This window comes from Brevibacillus schisleri (assembly GCF_055685845.1).
In genome coordinates this window covers 2,455,984-2,476,547 of the sequence record NZ_JBVNDM010000001.1, presented here as the reverse complement: position 1 = coordinate 2,476,547, position 20,564 = coordinate 2,455,984, and the positions used below count along the sequence as shown (strand labels likewise).

17 protein-coding genes are annotated in these 20,564 nt (G+C 48.9%); 12 read left to right on the top strand and 5 right to left on the bottom strand.

Annotation, left to right across the window (positions count from 1 at the left end; translation table 11 throughout):
* The first annotated feature begins 8 nt into the window (after positions 1-8).
* Genes ACUUHJ_RS12260 through ACUUHJ_RS12245 form a run of 4 tightly spaced genes read left to right on the top strand, consistent with a single transcriptional unit; the run spans position 9 to position 3,881 of the window.
* A complete protein-coding gene (locus tag ACUUHJ_RS12260) occupies positions 9-1,199 on the top strand; it encodes a helix-turn-helix domain-containing protein (RefSeq protein ID WP_289677505.1) in 1,191 nt (396 codons plus the stop codon).
* Between the two features lie 46 nt (positions 1,200-1,245).
* Complete coding sequence (locus tag ACUUHJ_RS12255; RefSeq protein WP_472299006.1) at positions 1,246-2,247, top strand: ABC transporter substrate-binding protein; 1,002 nt, start codon at positions 1,246-1,248, stop codon at positions 2,245-2,247.
* The gene (locus ACUUHJ_RS12250) at positions 2,244-3,047 is read left to right on the top strand and encodes an alpha/beta hydrolase (RefSeq protein ID WP_472299005.1); all 804 of its coding nucleotides are present in this window, start codon (positions 2,244-2,246) and stop codon (positions 3,045-3,047) included. Before ACUUHJ_RS12255 ends, ACUUHJ_RS12250 begins: the two co-directional genes overlap by 4 nt.
* 39 nt (positions 3,048-3,086) lie before the next feature.
* Complete coding sequence (locus ACUUHJ_RS12245) at positions 3,087-3,881, top strand: DUF817 domain-containing protein (RefSeq protein ID WP_289677502.1); 795 nt, start codon at positions 3,087-3,089, stop codon at positions 3,879-3,881.
* Between the two features lie 56 nt (positions 3,882-3,937).
* Here the strand turns inward: ACUUHJ_RS12245 and ACUUHJ_RS12240 are convergent, their stop codons facing one another.
* Both ACUUHJ_RS12240 and ACUUHJ_RS12235 read right to left on the bottom strand, forming a co-directional pair.
* Positions 3,938-4,921, bottom strand: coding sequence for an ABC transporter substrate-binding protein (locus ACUUHJ_RS12240; RefSeq protein ID WP_472299004.1), 984 nt, complete (start codon positions 4,919-4,921; stop codon positions 3,938-3,940).
* A 186-nt stretch (positions 4,922-5,107) separates the two neighbouring features.
* Positions 5,108-6,256 carry an MFS transporter gene (locus ACUUHJ_RS12235; RefSeq protein ID WP_472299003.1) on the bottom strand — a complete coding sequence of 383 codons (1,149 nt, stop codon included), beginning with the start codon at positions 6,254-6,256 and terminating at the stop codon, positions 5,108-5,110.
* A 171-nt stretch (positions 6,257-6,427) separates the two neighbouring features.
* Here ACUUHJ_RS12235 and ACUUHJ_RS12230 point away from each other — a divergent pair, with 171 nt between their 5' ends.
* Genes ACUUHJ_RS12230 through ACUUHJ_RS12220 form a run of 3 tightly spaced genes read left to right on the top strand, consistent with a single transcriptional unit; the run spans position 6,428 to position 8,656 of the window.
* Positions 6,428-6,979: a helix-turn-helix domain-containing protein gene (locus ACUUHJ_RS12230; protein WP_472299001.1), complete on the top strand. Its 552-nt coding sequence runs from the start codon at positions 6,428-6,430 to the stop codon at positions 6,977-6,979.
* 48 nt (positions 6,980-7,027) lie between these two features.
* Complete coding sequence (locus ACUUHJ_RS12225; protein WP_472299000.1) at positions 7,028-8,116, top strand: M24 family metallopeptidase; 1,089 nt, start codon at positions 7,028-7,030, stop codon at positions 8,114-8,116.
* A complete protein-coding gene (locus ACUUHJ_RS12220; protein ID WP_472298999.1) occupies positions 8,117-8,656 on the top strand; it encodes a GNAT family N-acetyltransferase in 540 nt (179 codons plus the stop codon).
* Between the two features lie 93 nt (positions 8,657-8,749).
* Here ACUUHJ_RS12220 and ACUUHJ_RS12215 read toward each other — a convergent pair whose 3' ends face one another.
* Positions 8,750-10,348 carry a peptide chain release factor 3 gene (locus ACUUHJ_RS12215; protein WP_472298998.1) on the bottom strand — a complete coding sequence of 533 codons (1,599 nt, stop codon included), beginning with the start codon at positions 10,346-10,348 and terminating at the stop codon, positions 8,750-8,752.
* 186 nt (positions 10,349-10,534) lie between these two features.
* Between ACUUHJ_RS12215 and ACUUHJ_RS12210 the strand changes: the two genes are divergently transcribed.
* The 5 genes from ACUUHJ_RS12210 to ACUUHJ_RS12190 all read left to right on the top strand — a co-directional run bounded on the left by ACUUHJ_RS12210 (position 10,535) and on the right by ACUUHJ_RS12190 (position 15,067).
* On the top strand, positions 10,535-12,055 hold the full coding sequence (locus ACUUHJ_RS12210; RefSeq protein ID WP_472298997.1) for a carboxypeptidase M32: 1,521 nt from the start codon (positions 10,535-10,537) through the stop codon (positions 12,053-12,055).
* Between the two features lie 178 nt (positions 12,056-12,233).
* Complete coding sequence (locus ACUUHJ_RS12205) at positions 12,234-12,953, top strand: 3-ketoacyl-ACP reductase (RefSeq protein WP_289677491.1); 720 nt, start codon at positions 12,234-12,236, stop codon at positions 12,951-12,953.
* 208 nt (positions 12,954-13,161) lie between these two features.
* The gene (locus ACUUHJ_RS12200) at positions 13,162-13,311 is read left to right on the top strand and encodes a hypothetical protein (RefSeq protein WP_016739809.1); all 150 of its coding nucleotides are present in this window, start codon (positions 13,162-13,164) and stop codon (positions 13,309-13,311) included.
* 114 nt (positions 13,312-13,425) lie between these two features.
* Positions 13,426-14,004: a mismatch-specific DNA-glycosylase gene (locus ACUUHJ_RS12195; protein WP_016739808.1), complete on the top strand. Its 579-nt coding sequence runs from the start codon at positions 13,426-13,428 to the stop codon at positions 14,002-14,004.
* A 73-nt stretch (positions 14,005-14,077) separates the two neighbouring features.
* Positions 14,078-15,067 carry a phosphotransferase gene (locus tag ACUUHJ_RS12190; protein ID WP_289677488.1) on the top strand — a complete coding sequence of 330 codons (990 nt, stop codon included), beginning with the start codon at positions 14,078-14,080 and terminating at the stop codon, positions 15,065-15,067.
* A gap of 59 nt (positions 15,068-15,126) precedes the next feature.
* Here the strand turns inward: ACUUHJ_RS12190 and ACUUHJ_RS12185 are convergent, their stop codons facing one another.
* Both ACUUHJ_RS12185 and metH read right to left on the bottom strand, forming a co-directional pair.
* Positions 15,127-16,998: a bifunctional homocysteine S-methyltransferase/methylenetetrahydrofolate reductase gene (locus ACUUHJ_RS12185; protein ID WP_289677485.1), complete on the bottom strand. Its 1,872-nt coding sequence runs from the start codon at positions 16,996-16,998 to the stop codon at positions 15,127-15,129.
* A 26-nt stretch (positions 16,999-17,024) separates the two neighbouring features.
* Positions 17,025-20,471: a methionine synthase gene (metH, locus tag ACUUHJ_RS12180; protein WP_472298996.1), complete on the bottom strand. Its 3,447-nt coding sequence runs from the start codon at positions 20,469-20,471 to the stop codon at positions 17,025-17,027.
* Between the last annotated feature and the right edge of the window lie 93 nt (positions 20,472-20,564).

Below are 20,564 nucleotides of genomic sequence, written 5' to 3'. Positions count from 1 at the left end.
ATGGATTCATGAAGCATAACAAAGAACACGAGCCTAGTCACCAAATGTCACTCAGCGAGGTTCGCACCTATATAATCTGTAACTTCGATCGTCCGTTAAACGTAACTACGTTGGCAGCGATGGCGAACTTAAGTCCGAGCTATTTTGGAGATTCGTTCAAGAAGGCTTACGGACAAAGTGTCATGGACTACGTTACGAGTCTACGTATCAATCACGCCAAGCGATTGTTACGCGAGACGGATATGAAGCTGCGGGATATTGCGAAAACAATCGGGTATAGCGATGAGTTTTACTTTAGTAGGAAGTTTAAGAAGGAAGTGGGTGTATCCCCTTCCACGTATGAAAGAGCATCCCAACGCAAAATTGCCGTCTACTCCCCTTCCCTGCTGGGACATCTAGTAGTACTGGGGATTATACCAGTCGCTGCTCCCCTGGATGCGAAGTGGACCCCCTATTACTATCAGCAGTATCAGCAACAGATCGCGGTTCATCTAAAAGCGGTCGAAACACCGTGGAACGATGACAATCAGGAAATCCTGCTTCTGACTTCCAAGCCGGATGTTGTCATTAGCCACATAGAGCTTCCCGAGACTACCAGGCAATGCTTGTCCGCACATGGCATAGACGTCTTGACCCTCCAATCTTCTGGCTGGAGAGAGCAATTACGTGAAGTTGCCAGCTACACGGGCAAAGAAGCAGCTTGTGACTCTTGGATCGCTTTTTATGAAGCGAAGACTGCTGCCGTTCGCGCAGATCTGCAATCCATGCTCAAGCAAGATAAATTTGCGATCATTCGACTCTATCGCGATGGCATCCATCTCTACAACAACAAGGGAATGAAGGAGCTTTTGTGTGATGAATTGCAGCTTTCCCTTGTGGAAGAGGAAACGGAACCTTGCAATCGGCCAATCACGCTCGAGCAGCTCGCGAGCTATGACCCGGAGCGAATCCTGTTGTTCGTTTGTCTGGATGAGTCGACACGCCTAAGCTGGCTGGCTCTCCAGCATCATCCGCTTTGGAGAGGACTTGGCGCTGTTCAACATGGATATCTCTACTCCTTGCCCTCTAACCCGTGGTACGAGTATTCACCGATTGCCATGAACCGAATGCTGGATGAGATCGTGCTGATGATAACGGGGAAAAGTCCAAATGCCATTCAAGGTGTTGTCCATGGAGCCCCTTTCTTGGGTGAATTATAATGTTTTCCAGTGAGAAACATTATCATCGAGAGGGGATTCCACTTTTATGAGAAAGAAAACTAGCCTTGCGCTGATGCTAACCACAGCGATACTCGTTGCGGGACTGGCAGCAGGCTGCGGGAACCATGCAAACAGTGAAGCAGTAGCGCAGAAGGTCGATTCGTCCGCGACTGGGAATGTCGCAGGATCGGCAAATAGCTCTTCTGACCAGCCTGCCTACCCCCGGGTACTAAAAGATGAAATGGGTAACGAGGTGACATTGCCTGCCGCACCTGCCAAAATATTCGCTCCCAATCTGGAAGATACGTTGGTCGCGCTGGGCGTTACTCCGGTCGTGCAGTGGTCGTCTGGCTCAAGACCGACAATGTATTTGCAAGATCAACTAAAAGATGTGCCGGCCATTCCCTTTACAGGCGGATTGCCTCCAGAGCCGGAAGCGGTTATGGCCCATGAACCAGACCTCATCCTCTTACACAATGCCAACCATATCGAAAGCGGCGTGTACGATAAATATAAGATGATTGCGCCGACGTATGTGTTCAAGCAAGCAAATACTGATCTTGATTCTTCCGTACGAGTGATTGGCGATCTGTTGGGCAAGTCGGCGGAAGCTGAAAAAGCTTTGCAGACATATAAGGAGCATGTCGAGGCAGCCAAAAAGGAGCTGGCCCCTCATATCCAAGGCAAAAAAGCAGCGATCATTCGCTTCAATGGCAGAGGGATGTTCTTCATCAAGTACGATTTCTTCAGTGGATATGTACTTACCAATGAGCTAGGCTTTTTGCCGAGCCTGGTTGTATCCGGCGGTGACATCCATTTATCACTAGAGAGCTTACCTGATCTGGATGCGGATTATATTTTCCTCATCAATGACGCTGGTACGGGGGATGCGTTCGAAAAAGAACTAACAGAGAGTCCTGTTTGGAAAAGCATGGAGGCTGTGAAGAACGGTCGTTCCTTTAAAGTAGAGGGAGATCACTGGTTAAGTGGCGGCCTGATCGCACATAGGAAAGTCATTGACGATGTGAAAGGATTGATTGCAAAATGAGAATGATAGAGAAAAACAGCTACTCCCCTCATAATTGTGTGGAGTGGACACTGCAATCAAGCCATGGTCGTGACTATCGGATTATGATTGCGATTCCGGAAGCTGAGGCCCCCCCTGAGGGGTATGCGGTTATTTATGCCGTGGATGGCGATGCGATGTTCGGAACGATTGCCGAGACAATAAAGTTGCAAACCCGCAAGCCCAAGGGCTACAACCCAGCCATTGTTGTAGGAATCGGCTATCCCTCCCGACTACCATTTGACATGGACCGCCGTTGTTACGATCTGACCATGCCTGTGGACGCAGCTACACTTCCTGACCGACCGAATGGGCAGCCTTGGCCCGAGCATGGTGGAGCTGATTTGTTCCTCGATTTCCTTGAACAGCAGCTGATGCCAGCTATTTCTTCCGAATGGCAGGTAAATCCGAATAAACAGGCGATTTTCGGCCATTCCTTGGGCGGTCATTTCACACTGTATACGATGTTCTCGCGCCCGAAGCTTTTCTCACACGTCGTATCAGGCAGCCCTTCCGTCTGGTGGGGCAACGACGAGGTATTGAGGGAGCAGGAACGCTTCATCGCCGAATGGAAAGGCGATCATGAAATAAGGCTGCTTGTCATTGTTGGCGGCGATGAGCTCTCCTTCATGGTCGAGGGTGCACAACGGGTCGTCGAGCGCATGGAACCACTCGCTACCAAAGGTGTTCAAGTGAGCTACATCAAATTCGAAGAGGAGGGCCACGTAAGCGTACTGCCTTCCGCTATTAATAGACTTGTGCGGTTTGTACTTACGGATTAGCCCTCTGAAACTACTTTCGTAAACGTAAAGGACAGACAAATGATACGATATATGCGTCTTTTGCTTCATTTCGGCTATCAAGAAGCCATGTCTTGCTTGTTTCCAGTCTTTATTTTTGGCTCGCTCGCCTTATCCAAATTCATCACCATTCCCGGTTTGCCGAGGTATGACCTCCTGCTATTGCTGTGCCTGCTCTTCCAGATTTTCATGGTGAAAAGCGGCTTGGAGTCTCGAGACGAATTGAAGGTCATCACGGTCTTTCACGTGATCGGGCTGTGCTTGGAAATATTCAAGGTACATATGGGATCTTGGAGCTATCCAGAGGATGCGTACAGCAAGGTGTTTGGCGTTCCTCTGTACAGTGGGTTCATGTACGCTAGTGTCGCGAGCTACTTATGTCAAGCGTGGCGTCGCCTAGAGGTTTCTCTCTCTGGCTGGCCGAATCAGATTATCGCCACCATTTTGGGCGCAATGATCTATCTGAACTTTTTCACCCATCATTATATTGGGGATTTGCGTTGGGTGCTGATGGCAGCTATTTTCATTGTCTTCTGGAAAACACGTGTTTATTTTACCGTCGCGAACGAGCGGCTTTTCATGCCCATCCCTCTTGGTTACTTCTTGATTGGTTTCTTCATTTGGATTGCGGAAAATATAGCGACGTTTCTTGGCGCTTGGAATTATCCGAATCAAAGAGCAGGCTGGGAGCTCGTGCATCTTAGTAAAATCAGTTCGTGGTTTTTGCTCGTCATCGTGAGCTTCATTATCGTGGCGGAGTTGAAGCATGTAAAAGCCAGAAGATCCCAATCCCAAGACAGCAAGAAACACATGTAAAAAGCCTATCCACTCTTTCGTACGAAACGTCAAGGGGTGGATAGGCTTTCTCTTCTTTATTTAATAACGTTGCTGCGTACATTCTCAATCATTTGACGATTGGCAATGACGCCTGTGTAAAGCCAGCTGGAATCTTTCGCAAACGTATACGCATTTCCATTCTTCACAGCAGGGATATTCGTCCATACTGGATCCTTTTGAAGCTGTTCCACAGCAGTCGGATTACTGTTTACGATAAACAAATACTCAGCATCGAGTTCAGCCAATTTCTCCATGGAAATCGCGTTCCAATTTGCATCTCCTGACTTGGAGATTTCCTGAACGATGGCAGGAACCTTAAACCCGAGATCCTTGTAAAGCACATCGCCGCTAGACAAGTCCTGACGTGCTACGTACACATTTTTCCCCGTCATCCACAGTGCTGCCGCTGATTTTTCCCCAATCGCTTTCTGCAGCTTTTGCTTGGACTCGGCTGCAAATGTCTCGTAATCCGCCAGCACTTTCTTCGCTTCTTCCCCCTTGTTGAGGACTTCTCCTACAGTCAGGAGCTCTTTACGCCAATCGCTGTTCTTTTCTTTTCCAATGATATAAGTAGGAGCGATTTTCGAGTACTGGCTATACTTGTCCCCTTGGACCAGAGATGCGCTATCCAAAATAATCAGGTCAGGGCTGTGGCTCATCACGACCTCTGGCGGCAAATCATAAGGAATCGCTGGAATACCCGCCAGCTCTTTTTGCAGGTAGCCTTGTACCTGGCTGTTCCCTACTGACCATTGAGCAACTGGCTTCACTCCCAACGCTACTAAATGATCCTCCAGATAAGAAGCAATCACGCGCTGCGGTTGAGCTGGGACTGTTACTTCATTTCCCATCGCATCCTTCAGTACCCGTGGAGCTTCAGCCGCTGGTGTCACGGTCTGACTGTTGCTCGCTTGTGTCTCTGGACTCGCAGCGTTCGGCTGGCCAGAGCAAGCACTCACGATTGCAACGAGGCTTGCCAATACGACACTGGCTATCGAAAGTTTGGCTGTTTTCTTCATCGGTTCGTTCCTCCATCTGCGTCATGCCTTCAAGCAGCAAAAAATTGCCAACTCGACTGCATTTCAATTGAGAATAATTATCATAATCACAATGGGTATTATAGCGGATTATGGCAAGATGCTCAACTTTTTGTTTTTAGAAACGAAAAAAGACCCCTGCTAACATAGCAGAAAGTCCTTATCCTCTTAGCGTGGAACCCCGCTTAACAAGAATCGATGCAGTCCCCCGATCAGGCAGACACCCGCGGTTACAAAAAACGCAATGAAGTAGGAATGGTGCCAATTCCCCAGCAAGCCTGCCAATACTGGGCTCAATACCGCTCCAATCGACAATATCGCTGAGTAAATACTAAACACGCTACCGTATTGCTCTCTCGGTGAATGTACCGTCAAAATGGTCGCAAAAGCTGGGAACAGCATCCCAAAGCACGCACCGAAGAAAAACATCATGACGTGAATCGGAATCGCCAGCCCGATTGCCAGAGCGTACAGAAGAAGGCTGAGCACACCCAATCCTGCAAACGTTCTCGTCTCCACGGGGACCCGATGCAGCCAAAACTGGCACAAAATCGCAAGTGCCCCCAACCCTTTCAAGCTGAACAATATGCCAGTAACGGCGGGGGACATTCCTTGTTTTTGAATGAGCAAAGGCACTTCATAGATGATCGTTCCTTGTGCGTAAATGATCGCAAATCCCCCGAGAAACGCAGGATACAGCATTCGATTTTCCAGGATGGCAGTTAGGCTCTGCTTGCCCCCACCTTTGCTTCGTGGCGTAGACGACGTGCTTCCCTCTACTCTTTCGGGTAACATCATCCAAGCGAAAACGCCAGCAATCATCATCATGTAGCCGAGAATCACAAATGATTGACCATAGCCGAACTGCACCGCCAAAAAGCTACCGACTGCCGGGGATACGATACCTGCCGCGGTAAGGACCAATCCCTTTTTCCCCATGATCTCGCCCTGCTCAAGTGCCGTCTTCCCTGTTTCTCCGAGCAAAGCAGAACAAGCAGGAGATACAAACGCCATCAAAAACCCGAGCATCAGCCGAAAGGTAAAGAAACCCGCCGTATTTTGCACGATGCCTTGACCAATCAGCATCACGCCAGCCAAAATCAATCCACCTGCGATAAACCATTTTTTCGGATAGCGATCAAGAAAAGGGCCAGCGAGCAGGTTGCCTGTCAAATTGCTGATCGCATAGCCGCCGAGCACAAAGCCGATCATCGCAGCGGATACACCCAATACGTTTAAATACGGCGCAAGAAGTGGCGTCTGCGCGTGCATGTCAAAGGCAACCAGAAACAAAACCACTAACAAGAGAGCCCTCAAAGCATTCCCTTCCTCTCAAACGGCCTGTCTTTGTCCCAGTATATGAAGGCAATAGTACAAGTAGGATACAAAAAGAAGAAGGAAGATTCGGAATAAATGTAGCAATTATTTTTGTATTACCGTAATATTTACTGTAATACCGTAATTACTTTTTGAGCAGGAGGTGACTTTTTGGAGCACATTTACAAAAAAATACGAGCACTTCGTATCCAGCAGGAGCTTACTTTAAAGGATTTAAGTGAGAAATCAGGATTCTCCGTCAGCTTCTTATCACAAGTAGAGCGCGGCAACAGCTCGCTCGCGATTACTTCCCTGCAAAAAATTGCGGAATGCCTGGGTGTTCCCATTACGTACTTCTTTGAAGTAGAAAAAGATGTCACGTACCACACGCCCATTGCAAAGCGTAAAACGTTGCAGATTGAAGGGTCACCGGTAAAGTACGTTCGAATCGGCGGTAATTTCCCTGACAGGGCACTTGAGCCCCTCCTCAACGTGTTGCCACCCGGACAGACGAAGCATGTCGCCTTTCAGCATCCCGGTGAAGAGTTTTACTACGTCGTTAAAGGATGTGTCACCATCGTCATCGACGAAACCGAATACCATCTCGAGCAAGGAGACACGATCCACTTCCCTTCCTCTCTCCTACATACGTGGTACAATCCTTCCACTGTTGAAGAAGCCGAGATCCTGTCCGTTTTGACACCTGTCATTTTTAGAACCTAACGCAACGTGTCTCATCCGTATGTCTACCAATAAAAAAGGGTGATCTGGATGCAAGAAAGACTGGAAAAGCTGCACGCGTATATGGAAAGCAGGAAGCTGGACGCATTGATTATCACGCATCCCAAAAACGTGTACTATTTTACCGGATTTTTGACAGAGCCACATGAACGTTTTATGGGCCTCGTCTTGGTGAGAGGCGAGTCCCCCTTCCTCTTCGTTCCATTGCTGGACGCTGACAAAGCACGGGAGGCTTGTCCCGCCATGATGATTTACACGCATGACGATTCACAGGATGCGCTAACCGTGTTGAAGCATTTGCTGCCGACTTCCCTCTCTCACATTGGTGTAGAGAAGAACCATTTGACAGCGAAAACATACGAGGCACTCGTATCGACCGTGAACACTACAGAAGCAGTGGATGTCGGTGACTTGCTATGCAGTATACGTGTGGCCAAGGATGCATCTGAAATCGCTACGATCAAGCGGGCTATTTGGGTCATGGAGGAATCTCTACGCCGTACGCTCCCGCTGATATCCGTAGGGATGACGGAACTGGACGTCGTCGCAGAGCTGGAATACCAGATGAAAAAGCTAAAAGCACAAGGCCCTTCCTTTTCAACGATTGTGCTGGCTGGAGAAAAAGCAGCACTGCCCCATGGCGACCCGGGTGATCGGGTGATTCAGGCAGGAGAAGTTTTGTTGATTGACGCAGGCGTGTATGTCGATGGGTATGTATCGGACCTGACTCGTACCTTTGCTGTCGGTCAACTGGGTGCAGAATTGCTGGACATGTACGATACGGTCTTGCAAGCGAATCTGGCGGGGATACATGCAGTGCGACCAGGGGCTCCGATCGCAGATGTTGACCTAGCTGCACGGGCTGTCATTGCGGACCGGGGCTATGGAGAATTTTTCATCAATCGTGTCGGGCACGGGATCGGACTGGAGCTCCATGAAGCGCCTTACGTTCACAGCCAAGCAGTAGGAGAGCTCATCCCTGGCATGGTTTTCACGATTGAACCGGGCATTTATAACACGAGGATCGGTGGCATCCGCATGGAGGACAATGTACTCGTCACGAAGGAAGGCGTAGAAGTATTGACGTCTTTTCCCAAAGAGCTGCAAATTATCGGATAAATGATAAAAGCAAAGGCTGGTGTCGTTTCTTTGAAAGTGCTGGAAACAGATCGTCTCATCCTCCGCTGGCAAACTGCCGAAGACGCTGATTTTGTCTTGAAACTGATGAATGAGCCTTCTTGGATTCGTTTTATTGGCGATCGTGGTCTTCGTACGACGGAAGACGCCCGCAACTTTATTTTGAATGGCGCTGTTGCGATGTATGAAAAGCATGGCTTTGGCCTGTATTTGATAGAGCTGAAGGAAGGAAATGTTCCAATCGGTTTATGTGGACTAATCAAGAGAGATTCGTTGGAGGATGTCGATATCGGCTTTGCCTTACTACCTGCATACTGGGGCAAAGGCTACGCCTATGAGGCAGCCTCTGCCGTTCTTGCCCACGGAAAAGAAGGTTTCGGTTTAAAGCGCATCGTAGCAATCACCAACCTCGATAATACATCTTCTGGCAACCTTCTAAAGAAAATCGGTCTGCAAGAAAAAGGGATGATCACCCTTCCAAATGCTACGGAAGCGGTCAGGTTTTTTGAAATTGAGTTCTAACGGCGTCTCCTGAGCCAAACTACTACTTTGCCTCCTCAGGAGGGACAAAAAGGGCCTCACCGTGAACGGGAGGCCCTGTCATTCTATTTTCAATTAAGAATGTACGGATTTTAAACCAAGTGAACTCTCATGGAACGTAATATTTGAGTACTTATCCATCGCGACACGCAGCTGGTACTCGCTCTCAAACAGCATAACCGGACGTCCATAACGGTCGGAAACGGTTCGGTTCTTCACAGCATCGAGGTCTGCTTTCTCCCCTTCGAGCCAGCGAGCGATTTGATACGGCATACGGGTCAGCATGATGTCTACCCCGTACTCGGCTTTCAAACGGTATTCCAGTACCTCGAACTGCAGCACACCTACGACACCAAGAATCAGCTCTTCCATCGGATGGGTACGGAATAGCTGCACCGTCCCTTCCTCGGTCAACTGCATGATCCCTTTTTGGAATTGCTTGTGCTTCATCGCGTCCTTCACCATCACCTTGGAGAAAAACTCCGGCGAGAAGTGCGGCATTTCTTCGTACTCAAACGATTTTCCGACACAGAGTGTATCGCCGATCTGGAAAATGCCCGGGTCGAAAAGACCGATAACATCTCCCGCGAACGATTCATCGACTATTTCGCGATCCTGTGCCATAAATTGTACCGGCTGCGCCAATTTGATGTCTTTGCCAAGACGGACGTGCTTGACTGCCATCCCCCGCTCAAACTTGCCGGAGCAAATACGCAAGAAAGCGATCCGATCTCGGTGAGCTGGGTTCATATTGGCTTGGATTTTAAAGATGAAGCCGGAGAACGCGTTCGTATACGGATCAATCAAGCCTTCTGAACTCTTCTTCGCAGAAGGTGCTGGCGCCATTTGCAGGAAGTTGTCCAGGAATGTTTGTACACCGAAGTTGTTGATGGCACTACCGAAGAAAACAGGCGTCAGTTGCCCTTTGTTGATCAATTCCGGATCGTATTCATCTCCTGCAACATCCAGCAGCGAGATTTCGTCCTGCAATTGCTGCCACAGTTCTTGACCGACACGATCACCGATCAATGGATCTTCTGCTCCCTCTACAGGGAAAAAGGAAATCTCCTCGTGCTGTGTATTGCTTTGGTACAGCTCGACACGAGACTTCATACGGTCAAAAACGCCGCTGAAATAGCTGCCCATCCCAATCGGCCAGTTCATCGGATAAGAACGAATACCCAATACGCGCTCAATTTCTTCCAAGAGCTCGAATGGATCTTTACCGTGGCGGTCCAGCTTGTTCACGAACGTAAAAATCGGAATACCCCGCATCCGACAGACCTTGAACAGCTTGATCGTCTGTGCCTCTACCCCTTTTGCTACGTCGATAATCATCACAGCAGCGTCAGCAGCCGTCAGCGTACGGTACGTATCTTCACTGAAGTCCTGGTGACCAGGTGTATCCAAAATGTTGATGTGGTGTCCGTTGTATTCGAAATCCATCGCACTGGACGTAACGGAGATTCCACGCTTCTTCTCGATCTCCATCCAGTCGGAGGTGGCATGCTTGGAATTTTTGCGCCCTTTGACCATCCCTGCTTCACGGATGGCTCCGCCGTAGTAGAGCAGCTTTTCCGTCATTGTCGTTTTACCCGCATCCGGGTGGGAGATGATGGCGAAGGTACGGCGTTTTGCTATCTCATTTTCCCATTGGGGATTGGATTGACTCATCTTCATTCTCCTGTCATCGCAAATAAGTAACACATTCGTTTCCTCTACGATTATACCGACAAATGCTTGCCGCATCCACCTAGTAATTTTTCGTTAAACCGATATAATATTCAGTAGTAAAAATTTTTTGACTGCATGACTTACCTATCCATTACCAGAACATGAAAAATTTATGGGAGGAACCCTATGTCAACGACTGTAGAAACACGTGCGGCAGAATTCCGTGACTATGTGAAGAAAATAACCAGCTACACGCAAGCACTGAACGTTCTTTATTGGGACAAGGCTACACAAGCGCCTCGCAATGGAATGGACGCCCGTTCCGAAATCATCGGCACGTTGGCTGGCGAGCAATTCAAGCTGGCGACGTCTAAAGAAATGGAAGCGCTTTTGGCAGAGCTGAGTGAGCCATCTGTCCTCGAAACATTGGATGAAATTACCCGTCACAGTGTGCTGGAATGCAAAAAGGAATTTGACCGCAACAAGAAAATTCCTGCTGACAGACATCAGGAATATGTTGTACTGACCGCCAAGGCAGAAACGGTGTGGGAAGAAGCCCGTGCCAACAACGACTTTTCCATGTTCCAGCCATACCTCGAGAAAATCGTGAACTTCCAGCTCGAGTTCATCGAATATTGGGGTCATGACGGCAAAAACAAGTACAACACCCTCTTGGACATGTACGAGCCTGGCATGACTGTCGATCAGCTCGATCCGATCTTCGCCACCTTGCGTGAGAAAACCGTCAAGTTGGTAAAAGCGATCGCCGACTCTCCGAACAAGCCAGACACCTCCTTCTTGACGAAAAACTTCCCAGTGGCAGACCAGGAAGCATTCAGCCGTTATATCCTCGAGAAAATCGGATACGACTTCAAGTCTGGCCGCATGGATCGCAGTGCGCATCCGTTCTGCACCACCTTCAACCCTGGAGATGTCCGCATTACGACACGCTACGCTGAAAATGATTTCAATTCTGCGCTCTTCAGTTGTATTCACGAGGCTGGCCACGCGATGTACGAGCAGAACATCAATCCAGACCTGCTGTTCACTCCTCTGTGCGATGGTACCTCCATGGGGATTCACGAATCTCAATCCCGCTACTGGGAAAACATGGTCGGACGCAGTCTGCCATTCTGGAATCACTTTTTCGCAGATCTGCAAAAAGCGTTCCCTCCCCAGTTCGAAGGCGTATCTGTAGAAGACCTGCATCGTGCGGTTAACGCTGTTACTCCTTCCTTTATCCGGACAGAGGCAGATGAGTTGACGTACAACCTGCATGTCATGATCCGCTACGAAATCGAGAAGGGCTTGATCAATCAAACCATTCAAGTGGCTGATCTGCCAAAAATCTGGAACGAAAAAATGAAAGAATACCTGGGTGTTGAGCCACCGACAGATGCATTGGGTGTGCTTCAGGATGTTCACTGGTCAGGTGGAATGATCGGTTACTTCCCGACTTACTCGCTGGGTAATGTGTATGCGGCACAATTCGTCTACGTTATGGAAAATGAGATTAACGGTTACGAAGACCTGATCGCAAAAGGCGATTTCGCGCCGATCCGTGAATGGCTCAAGGAAAAAATCCATCAGTACGGTAAAATGAAGAGCCCTCGTGAACTCGTTCAAGCGATTACAGGCGAAGGTACAAATGCGACTTACTTGATGAATTACTTGGAGAAAAAATACACAGACGTATACAAGCTGTAAGCAGTTCTATTCTTGCTATCCAATGTTCTCCCTACTCAGGGAGGACATTTTCACTTTATACAGTTACCTTTCGTAACCTACGTACATAAAAGTGCATCCTTCCCTCCGGGGATAAATGCTAGTACACTGCACAATATACATGAGATTCCTATTGTCTTGAAAAAGGAGTGTTTTTCGTTTGGCTATCGAACTAAAAGGAAAAACCGCATTCATTACGGGTGCAGGTAAAGGTATTGGCCGCGCAATTGCGATCGCCCTGGCAAAGGAAGGCGTGCATCTCGGTCTCTTGGCTCGCTCTGAAGAAACTCTGAAGCAAGTCGCGAAGGAAGTAGAAGCATACGGCGTCAAGGTAGCGATTGCGACCGCAGACGTATCCAATTACGATGCTGTTACAACAGCTGTTGCTTCTATCAAAAATGAACTGGGTCAGATTGATATCCTGATCAATAATGCGGGTGTTGCCAAATTCGGCAAGTTCATGGAGCTCGAAACAAGCGAATGGGAGCAAATCATCCAAGTTAACCTGATGGGCGTCTATTACGTGACTCGCGCGGTGCTTCCAGGCATGATGGAGCAAAACGCCGGTGACATTATCAACATTTCTTCCACGGCAGGACAAAAAGGTGCTCCTCTTACCAGTGCGTACAGTGCATCCAAGTTCGGCGTTCTTGGTCTGACGGAGTCTTTGGCTCTTGAAGTGCGCAAACACAACATCCGCGTCACGGCTCTGACGCCGAGTACGGTAGCTACCGATTTGGCTTTGGACTTGGGTCTGACAGACGGAAATCCTGAGAAGACCATGCAGCCTGAGGATATTGCTGAGTTCGTGGTTAGCCAGCTGAAGCTGAACAAACGCATTTTTGTGAAATCCGCTGGACTGTGGTCCACCAATCCATAGAAATGACATGGCAAAAAAGCGAAAAGAGTCCGCTCGTACAGGCGGATTTCTTTTCGCTTTTTTTCGAAGTCCTGTGAAATCGCTTCATTTTTGTTCACTTTCTATCCACCATTTCTTCACGCCTTATTCACACCTGCCCAACCAAAACTGCCCTCAACTGGAGTATGATGAACATGTAAAACATTTCCACAAAGTGGAGGGTATCCTTATGATACAAATGCTGTCGAATTGGTTGTGGGGGAATGAAGAACAAGAAGTCGTTCCATTCGAGACGAAAAGATACGTCCGGAATGAAATGGAGCAATTCACGTTCAATGAGCCACAGCAAGTGCTGCCGTATCCGCTTCCCCAGTTATAAGATCCAATCCTTGAGCCTATATAGCTTGAAGCTGCCGAGTCCGGCAGCTTTTTTTGCTTCTTTCTGAAAGCGCTCACTGATGTGCTACAATGTGGTAAACAGGAGGGGTTCGCTTTGGTCGAGTTCACAGAAAAATGGTTGCCCACGTACATTCGCCGTGATTTGGCGGTTTTATTTTGCGGTATCAATCCAGGACGTATATCGGCTACAACGGGCTTCCACTACGCCAATCCGGCCAACCTGTTTTGGCGCGGATTGTACGAAGGCGGCCTGACACCTCACAAGCTCTTGCCCGAGGAAACGGCTACCCTCTTAGACTACAACTATGGCATTACCGATCTGGTCTCACGTCCTACCCGCTCTGCAACAGACCTACGCAACGAGGATTACGCCGCAGGTGCAGAGCTGTTCGTCCAAATGATCCAGACTTACCGACCTCGTGTCATTTGTTTTAACGGTATTACTGCTTTTCGTCACGCGACTGGCCAAAAGAAAGAGGCAATTTCATTGGGGCTGCAACCAATCAGGTACTTTGGAACAGAAGATTGGTCTGGTAGCTATGTGTTTGTCGTCCCGTCTACCAGTGGGGCTAACGCATCTTTTACACGTGAGGAACGCATCGCCAAGTTTACAGAGCTGAGTCATTTTTTACGCGAGATGAATTGGCACCCTCTACCCTCGCCTGCTAAGTAGAGCTTTTCGTGTCAACCACATCTCTTCTTCCGTACAATACTTGTAGCTCTGTACGCAGGGAGGGGCATCAGCAGTGGACGACCTCATCAAAAAAATCCAGAACAAATACGACATGACTGTTTTGCAACACAAAACCATTCGGGATACACCCAAATCACTCGTCATTTACTTGGAAACAACCAATGGCAAATTCATCGCAAAAGCTTTGCCTCTGGAAAAGGAACGTTTACATTTCATCCTGAATGCAGAAGCGCATTTGCGTAAAAACGGCGTACACATCCCCGACATTCAACGCACCAAAAATAATAAGCGCTACATCACGCATAAAGAAAATCTTTTCGTTCTCCACCAAAGGCTCTCCTGGCCACATATTGCGTATACTTCCCCTCTTCGAATGGAACGCATCGGCACGGTATTAGGCAAAATTCATGCGAGATCGCTCGGTTTCTCCTCCAAGTACGGCAAACTTTACAATGGTGCAGAGAAATGGTCTGTGGAGTACAAAACAGATTTAGCTGCCCTTGAGAAGTGGGAGCTTCAACACACCGGGAAAAATGATCGAAAATACGCTACTATCGCGGAATACCTTCCTTTTTTTAAACAAGCAGGGGTGACAGCTAAGGAACATTTACTATCCTCTCCATACTTCTCGACATGGAAAAGGGAACCATTGAACAAGCACTTCCTCTGTCACGGAGATTTTAACAATGGGAATTTGCTCGTCAGTAATCAAAGAATTGCGATCATTGACTGGGAGGACGTTCGCTACGATTTCCCGTCCAAAGACATTACGCGTGTTCTCTCCCTTGCTATGCGAAAAAATGACCAGTGGAACGAGGAATTGTTCTCTCATTTATTGCGTGGCTATCTCCAAGAAAATCCCCTATCGATTAGGCAACTGCATTTACTCTTTGTTGATCTCGCTTTCCCACATATCATTGAACGTTTTTTACGCAAAAAGCAGTATGATCAGATGAACCTTGCTGAGATTCAACAGTTTTGCAATCGAGAAGCTCTCAAAACTGCGTTTATGCTAGACGAAATGAAGGCCCATGTGTATTAGACGCAAGGCTATAGCCTGTCTATACACATAGGCCTTCCCTATTTAACTGGCGTAAACTGTTACGTCTGAGCCATCCTCACCAAAGAGCTTTGTTGGCGGGTATATTGAATGAGCTCTGCCGCCATCTCGTAATAATTGAAAGGTGTAATCAAATAGATGCCATTGAAGTAACGAACGGCCGTATCGACCAATTCCTTCGCGATTGCGATTCCTTCCTGTCTGGCGGCTTCTCCTTGTACCTTTTTCATCCGTTCCAGAGCTTCTGTCGACAGCTTGATTCCCGGTACTTCATTATGCAAGAACTCCGCATTGCGCGAGCTGGTCAGCGGCATGATCCCGATAAAGACAGGAATGCCGATATGCTTCGTCGCCTCGTATACATTCCGAATCGACTCCGCATCGTACACAGGCTGCGTCATAATGTAATCCGCCCCTGCCTCGACCTTCTTTTCCAAGCGGGCAACGGCAGCATCCATATTTCGGACATTCGGATTAAAGGCTGCGCCCACGATAAACTGGGCTTTTTGCTTTAACGGACGTCCTGAGAACGAAACACCTTCGTTCAACTGCTTCACCATGCGAATCAGATCAAACGAGGTCACGTCAAATACCGAGCTAGCACCTGGCAAGTCACCAAAGCGTGATGGATCGCCAGTAATTACCAATATTTGGTCAATCCCTAAAGCGTGGAGCCCCATTAAGTGCGATTGCTGTCCAATCAGATTACGGTCCCGGCAAGCAAGGTGCAAGAGCGGATCGATTCCATGTCTGCTCTTCATGAGGGCCCCAAGAGCCATGTTGCTCATCCGCACTGTCGCCAACGAGTTATCCGCCAACGTAATCGCGTCTGCTCCTGCTTTGTGCAGCTCGCAGCATCCGTGGAGAAATTGGTCTGCATCCAGATCGCGTGGCGGATCAAACTCGACAATGATCGTCGTTGCGGTTTTTACGCGCTCGACAATGCTTGGTTTCTCCCTCTCTCTCGTGTTCTGCACAGAAATCGTAGGACGATCTCCAGCAACGATGGTCGGGTTCACACGCGCTTGCGGCTCAAGAGACTCAAGTGCATCCGCAATCGCCTTCACATGTGCAGGTGTGGTTCCGCAGCATCCACCAATCAACCGAACCCCCTGCTCACGCAAGCGAAGCGCACTTTGTCCAAAATATTCAGGTGATGATTTAAAAGCGTATTCTCCATCAGTCATACCCAGACGCCCCGCATTCGGGAATACGGATAAGAGTGCATCTTCTGGAATCACTGTATTTTCAAACGAGCGTAAGAGTTCAGCAGGACCAAGGCGACAGTTTAGTCCGATCACGTCAGCGCCCGCTGCTTTCAGCTCGGAAAAGGCATCTGTCAAAGCGTAACCATCACGTGTGCGCCCTACTTCCAAAGTGGCTAACTGCGCGATTACAGGGACATCTGTAAGCGGGCGGATTACCTCGATCGCCAGAAGTAGCTCTTCCAAGTCCAAGAACGTCTCCAGAATCAGTCCGTCTACCCCTGCATGTAACAGGGCAATAGCCTGTTCCTCATACTGGTCACGGTATTCATCCAAAACCTTTTTCTTCACCCGTCCAGCCAAAATCGATCCAATGCTACCAGCTACATAAGCATCATCCTGTGCGGCTTCCCTAGCAATGGCGACTGCAAGCCGGTTAATCCGCGCTACCTTATGCTCCAGACCGTAACGGCTTAATGCATCTCGGTTGGCTGAATACGTATTTGTCTCTAGGAAACGCGCACCGGCCTGGTAATAAGACGTATGAACTTCATGCACCAAACGAGGGTTGGACAAACACAGCTCCTCAAAGCTGACGCCAACCGGGACGCCCAGCCCGTGCAGCTGGGTCGCCATCGCACCATCTCCTACTAGGAGATGGTCTTTCAAGTAGGCTCGTAAATCTTTCTTTCTCGTCGTCAACTCCATCCCTTCTCTCCCATTTTCATTTATTTTTAAACTTCAAAAATAGATGGACCTGCGTTGAAATAACGCGCTTCTGGGTGAGCAAATACCATCGCCGATACGGAAGCCTCTGGCTCCATCATGAAGCCCTCTGTCAGCTGAACGCCGATATCCTCTGGACGCAATAGACGGAATAACTGCGCCTGATCTTCCAGGTTCGGACACGCAGGGTAACCGAAGGAGACTCGAATGCCTTGATATCTAGCTCCGAAACGTTCTAGCATTGTCATCTCAACCGGATCCGGTATGCCCCACACGTCGCGCATGACGTGGTGAATTCTCTCAGCAAATGCCTCTGCCAGCTCCAATGCCAAGGCTTGGAGGACATGAGAGCGCAAGTAGTCACCACGCTCTTTGAGCTCTGTTGATTTTTCTCGAATCCCGCCACCAGCCGTGACAGTCAGGAATCCGACATAATCCATTTCCTTGCTCTCCACTGGTCGCAAGAAATCGGACAGGCAGAGATGCGGTTCTTCCAGCTGACGTGGGAACGAAAAGCGCTCCAGCAGCTTGCTGTGGTCTTTTGGATCATAGACCAAAATATCGTTGCCATCTGACTGAGCCGGGAAGAACTGATACACACCGTGTGTCGTAATGGTTCCTTTTTGCTTCGCTTCATTTAATAGCTCTTCCACAATGCCATACAGTTCCAGTACCTTCTCGTCGCCATCCTCTATCAATCTATCTACATTTCCGCGTACACCGAGGTGTTTTCCGAGGAGCATCCGCAGGTTCAAATACGGTTGCAGATGGCTCAGCGGGTATTGTCGCAGAACATGTCGTTCACAATCGGGCGGCAGATGGATTGGAACGGTTCTGCTAATGGCTGAACGAGCTGGCAAAGGTGCTTTTTTCTCCTCGACAACAGGCTGAGCCGTTGCGACAGCTTCCAGCAGATGCTGCTGTTCCTCTACCAAGCGATCACGTTCTTCCGGATTTTGCAGACGATTCACGAGCTCCAGACCATCCATGGCGTCTTTTGCGTATAAAACAATTCCACGGTATTCTGGTGCGATTCGGTTTGATGTGAACTTGCGCGTCAACGCCGCACCGCCAACCATCATCGGGATATCAATGCCTGCATCACGCAGGTCTTGGGCTGTAATGACCATTTGCTGCGCGGATTTTACCAAGAGTCCAGACAGACCGATGGCATCCGGCTTTTCTTCTCTGCATGCAGCAATTAGTTGCTCTGGCGGTACCTTGATCCCCAAGTTCACGACATTGTAGCCGTTGTTTGACAAAATAATTTCCACGAGGTTTTTCCCGATGTCGTGTACATCGCCCTTGACTGTCGCCAACAAGATTTTCCCCTTGGCAGCGGCATCGCTTTTTTCCATAAACGGCTCTAAAAATGATACAGATGCCTTCATGACTTCCGCGCTCTGCAATACTTCTGCCACGATCAGCTGGTTGCCGTTGAATAGACGACCGACCTCTTCCATCCCAGCCATCAACGGACCGTTGATGATCTCGAGTGGTGTGTATTTTTCCAGAGCTAGCTTCAGGTCTTCCGTCAGTCCATCCTTGGAGCCTTCGACTACATAACGGGCCAAGCGTTCTTCGAGTGTTAACGAGGAGACTTCCACACTGACTTCCTTTTTCTTTTGGCGATAAAATTCGGTGAAAGCCGCCAATGTCTCATCATTTGTCTCGAATAGAAGGGCTTCTGCCAGCTTTCTCTCGTCTTCTGGAATCGAAGCGTAGCGCTCCAGCTTTTCCGTATTGACGATGGCGTAATCAAGCCCTGCAAGAGTGGTGTGGTACAAGAAGACCGCGTTCAGCACTTCCCGACCCGCAGGAGGCAAGCCGAAGGAAACGTTACTGACACCCAGGATCGTCTTGCAAGCAGGCATTGCTTGTTTGATCAAACGAATTCCTTCTACGGTTTCCTTTGCTGAACCGATGTATTGTTCATCCCCTGTCCCTACCGGAAAGACGAGTGGATCGAAAATAATATCTTGTGGCTTTATTCCGTACTGATTGACAAGAATGTCGTACGAGCGTTGCGCGACCTCCAGCTTCTTTTCGCGAGTGATCGCCATACCCGCTTCCTCAATCGTTCCAACGACAACGGAGGCACCGAACTTATGAATAAGTGGGACGACTTCCTCAAATCGCTCCAACCCGTCTTCCAAGTTGATCGAGTTGAGAATAGCCTTTCCTTGCGAATAGCGAAGTCCCAGCTCCATGACCTTGGCATCTGTCGAGTCGATCATGAGGGGCGCTTTTACTTTTTTCACGATGAACTGTAGGAATTTTTCCATATCTTCATATTCATCACGGTCGGGGTCAGCCAAGCATATATCGATGACGTGTGCGCCGCGTTTTACTTGGGCCCGGGCAATATCAGATGCTTCTTCATAGTGACCAGCTGCAATCATTTCACGGAATTTTTTGGAACCGATGACATTGGTTCTCTCTCCTACTAGCAAGGGACGATTGTCATCTTCGACGTAAACGACCTCGATCCCGGAGACCGCACTCAGCGGTTCTACAGCTGTACTGCGTGGCTTGCAGTCTTTCAATGTCTCTGCCATCGCTTGAATATGGTCAGGCGTTGTTCCACAGCAACCGCCAGCGACGTTTATCCAGCCCTGTTCAGCGAACGCTCGCATTTTCGAAGCAAGTCCCTGTGGCGTTTCATGGTAATGACCGTTCTCGTCTGGCAAGCCTGCATTCGGATAACAGCTGACCGCACATTGGGCAATTCCTGATAGTGTCCGCAGGTGATCGCGCATGAACTCGGGTCCTGTCGCACAGTTCAGACCGATAGAGACAGGCTTTATATGCTCCAAGGAGATGTAAAACGCCTCGATGTTTTGACCCGCCAGCGTCGTGCCCATCGGCTCAATCGTACCTGACAGCATCACCGGAAGCTCCTGTCCAAGCTCTTCAAAAGCTTTGCGAATCCCGATTCCGCCAGCCTTGACGTTCAACGTATCTTGCGAAGTTTCCAGAAGAAGAACATCGGAGCCGCCAAGAATCAGACCTTTTGCCTGGCGATAATACGCCTCGACCAGCTCTTCGAAAGTGACACCGCCTGTCAACGAAAGGGTTTTGGTCGTAGGTCCCATTGCACCTGCTACAAAACGCGGCCACTCCTCCGTGGAATAGGCATCCACCGCTTCTCTGGCCAAGCGCGCTGCAGCTATATTGATCTCAAGGTCCTTCTCTGCCACATCGTACTCAGCCAAAACAATGGAAGCAGCACCAAACGTATTTGTCTCGACGATGTCTGCGCCCGCTTCTAAATATTTCTCGTGAATGGAACGGATCACATCTGGTCTGGTCAGATTCAGGAGTTCATTACAGCCATCATAGGCTTCACCGCCGAAATCATCAGCAGTCAGGTTCGCCTGTTGAAGCATGGTGCCCATTGCACCGTCCAGAATCAGAATTTTCCGGGAAAGCTGTTCGCGAAAAGTTGGTTTCATTGACGTGCCCCTTTTCTCCCTTGCATCGGCTTATTCTCCGTAATTGGGTAAATCAAATAAAAAAATCCTCTTCTTTGAAAGAAGAGGATTTGT

Coding starts and splice junctions, on each gene's coding strand:
- ACUUHJ_RS12185 (WP_289677485.1), bottom strand. CDS start 16,998: ATGGAGTTGACGACGAGAAAGAAAGATTTACGAGCCTACTTGAAAGAC.
- ACUUHJ_RS12250 (WP_472299005.1), top strand. CDS start 2,244: ATGAGAATGATAGAGAAAAACAGCTACTCCCCTCATAATTGTGTGGAG.
- ACUUHJ_RS12240 (WP_472299004.1), bottom strand. CDS start 4,921: ATGAAGAAAACAGCCAAACTTTCGATAGCCAGTGTCGTATTGGCAAGC.
- ACUUHJ_RS12260 (WP_289677505.1), top strand. CDS start 9: ATGAAGCATAACAAAGAACACGAGCCTAGTCACCAAATGTCACTCAGC.
- ACUUHJ_RS12200 (WP_016739809.1), top strand. CDS start 13,162: ATGATACAAATGCTGTCGAATTGGTTGTGGGGGAATGAAGAACAAGAA.
- metH (WP_472298996.1), bottom strand. CDS start 20,471: ATGAAACCAACTTTTCGCGAACAGCTTTCCCGGAAAATTCTGATTCTG.
- ACUUHJ_RS12210 (WP_472298997.1), top strand. CDS start 10,535: ATGTCAACGACTGTAGAAACACGTGCGGCAGAATTCCGTGACTATGTG.
- ACUUHJ_RS12225 (WP_472299000.1), top strand. CDS start 7,028: ATGCAAGAAAGACTGGAAAAGCTGCACGCGTATATGGAAAGCAGGAAG.
- ACUUHJ_RS12215 (WP_472298998.1), bottom strand. CDS start 10,348: ATGAGTCAATCCAATCCCCAATGGGAAAATGAGATAGCAAAACGCCGT.
- ACUUHJ_RS12245 (WP_289677502.1), top strand. CDS start 3,087: ATGATACGATATATGCGTCTTTTGCTTCATTTCGGCTATCAAGAAGCC.
- ACUUHJ_RS12220 (WP_472298999.1), top strand. CDS start 8,117: ATGATAAAAGCAAAGGCTGGTGTCGTTTCTTTGAAAGTGCTGGAAACA.
- ACUUHJ_RS12255 (WP_472299006.1), top strand. CDS start 1,246: ATGAGAAAGAAAACTAGCCTTGCGCTGATGCTAACCACAGCGATACTC.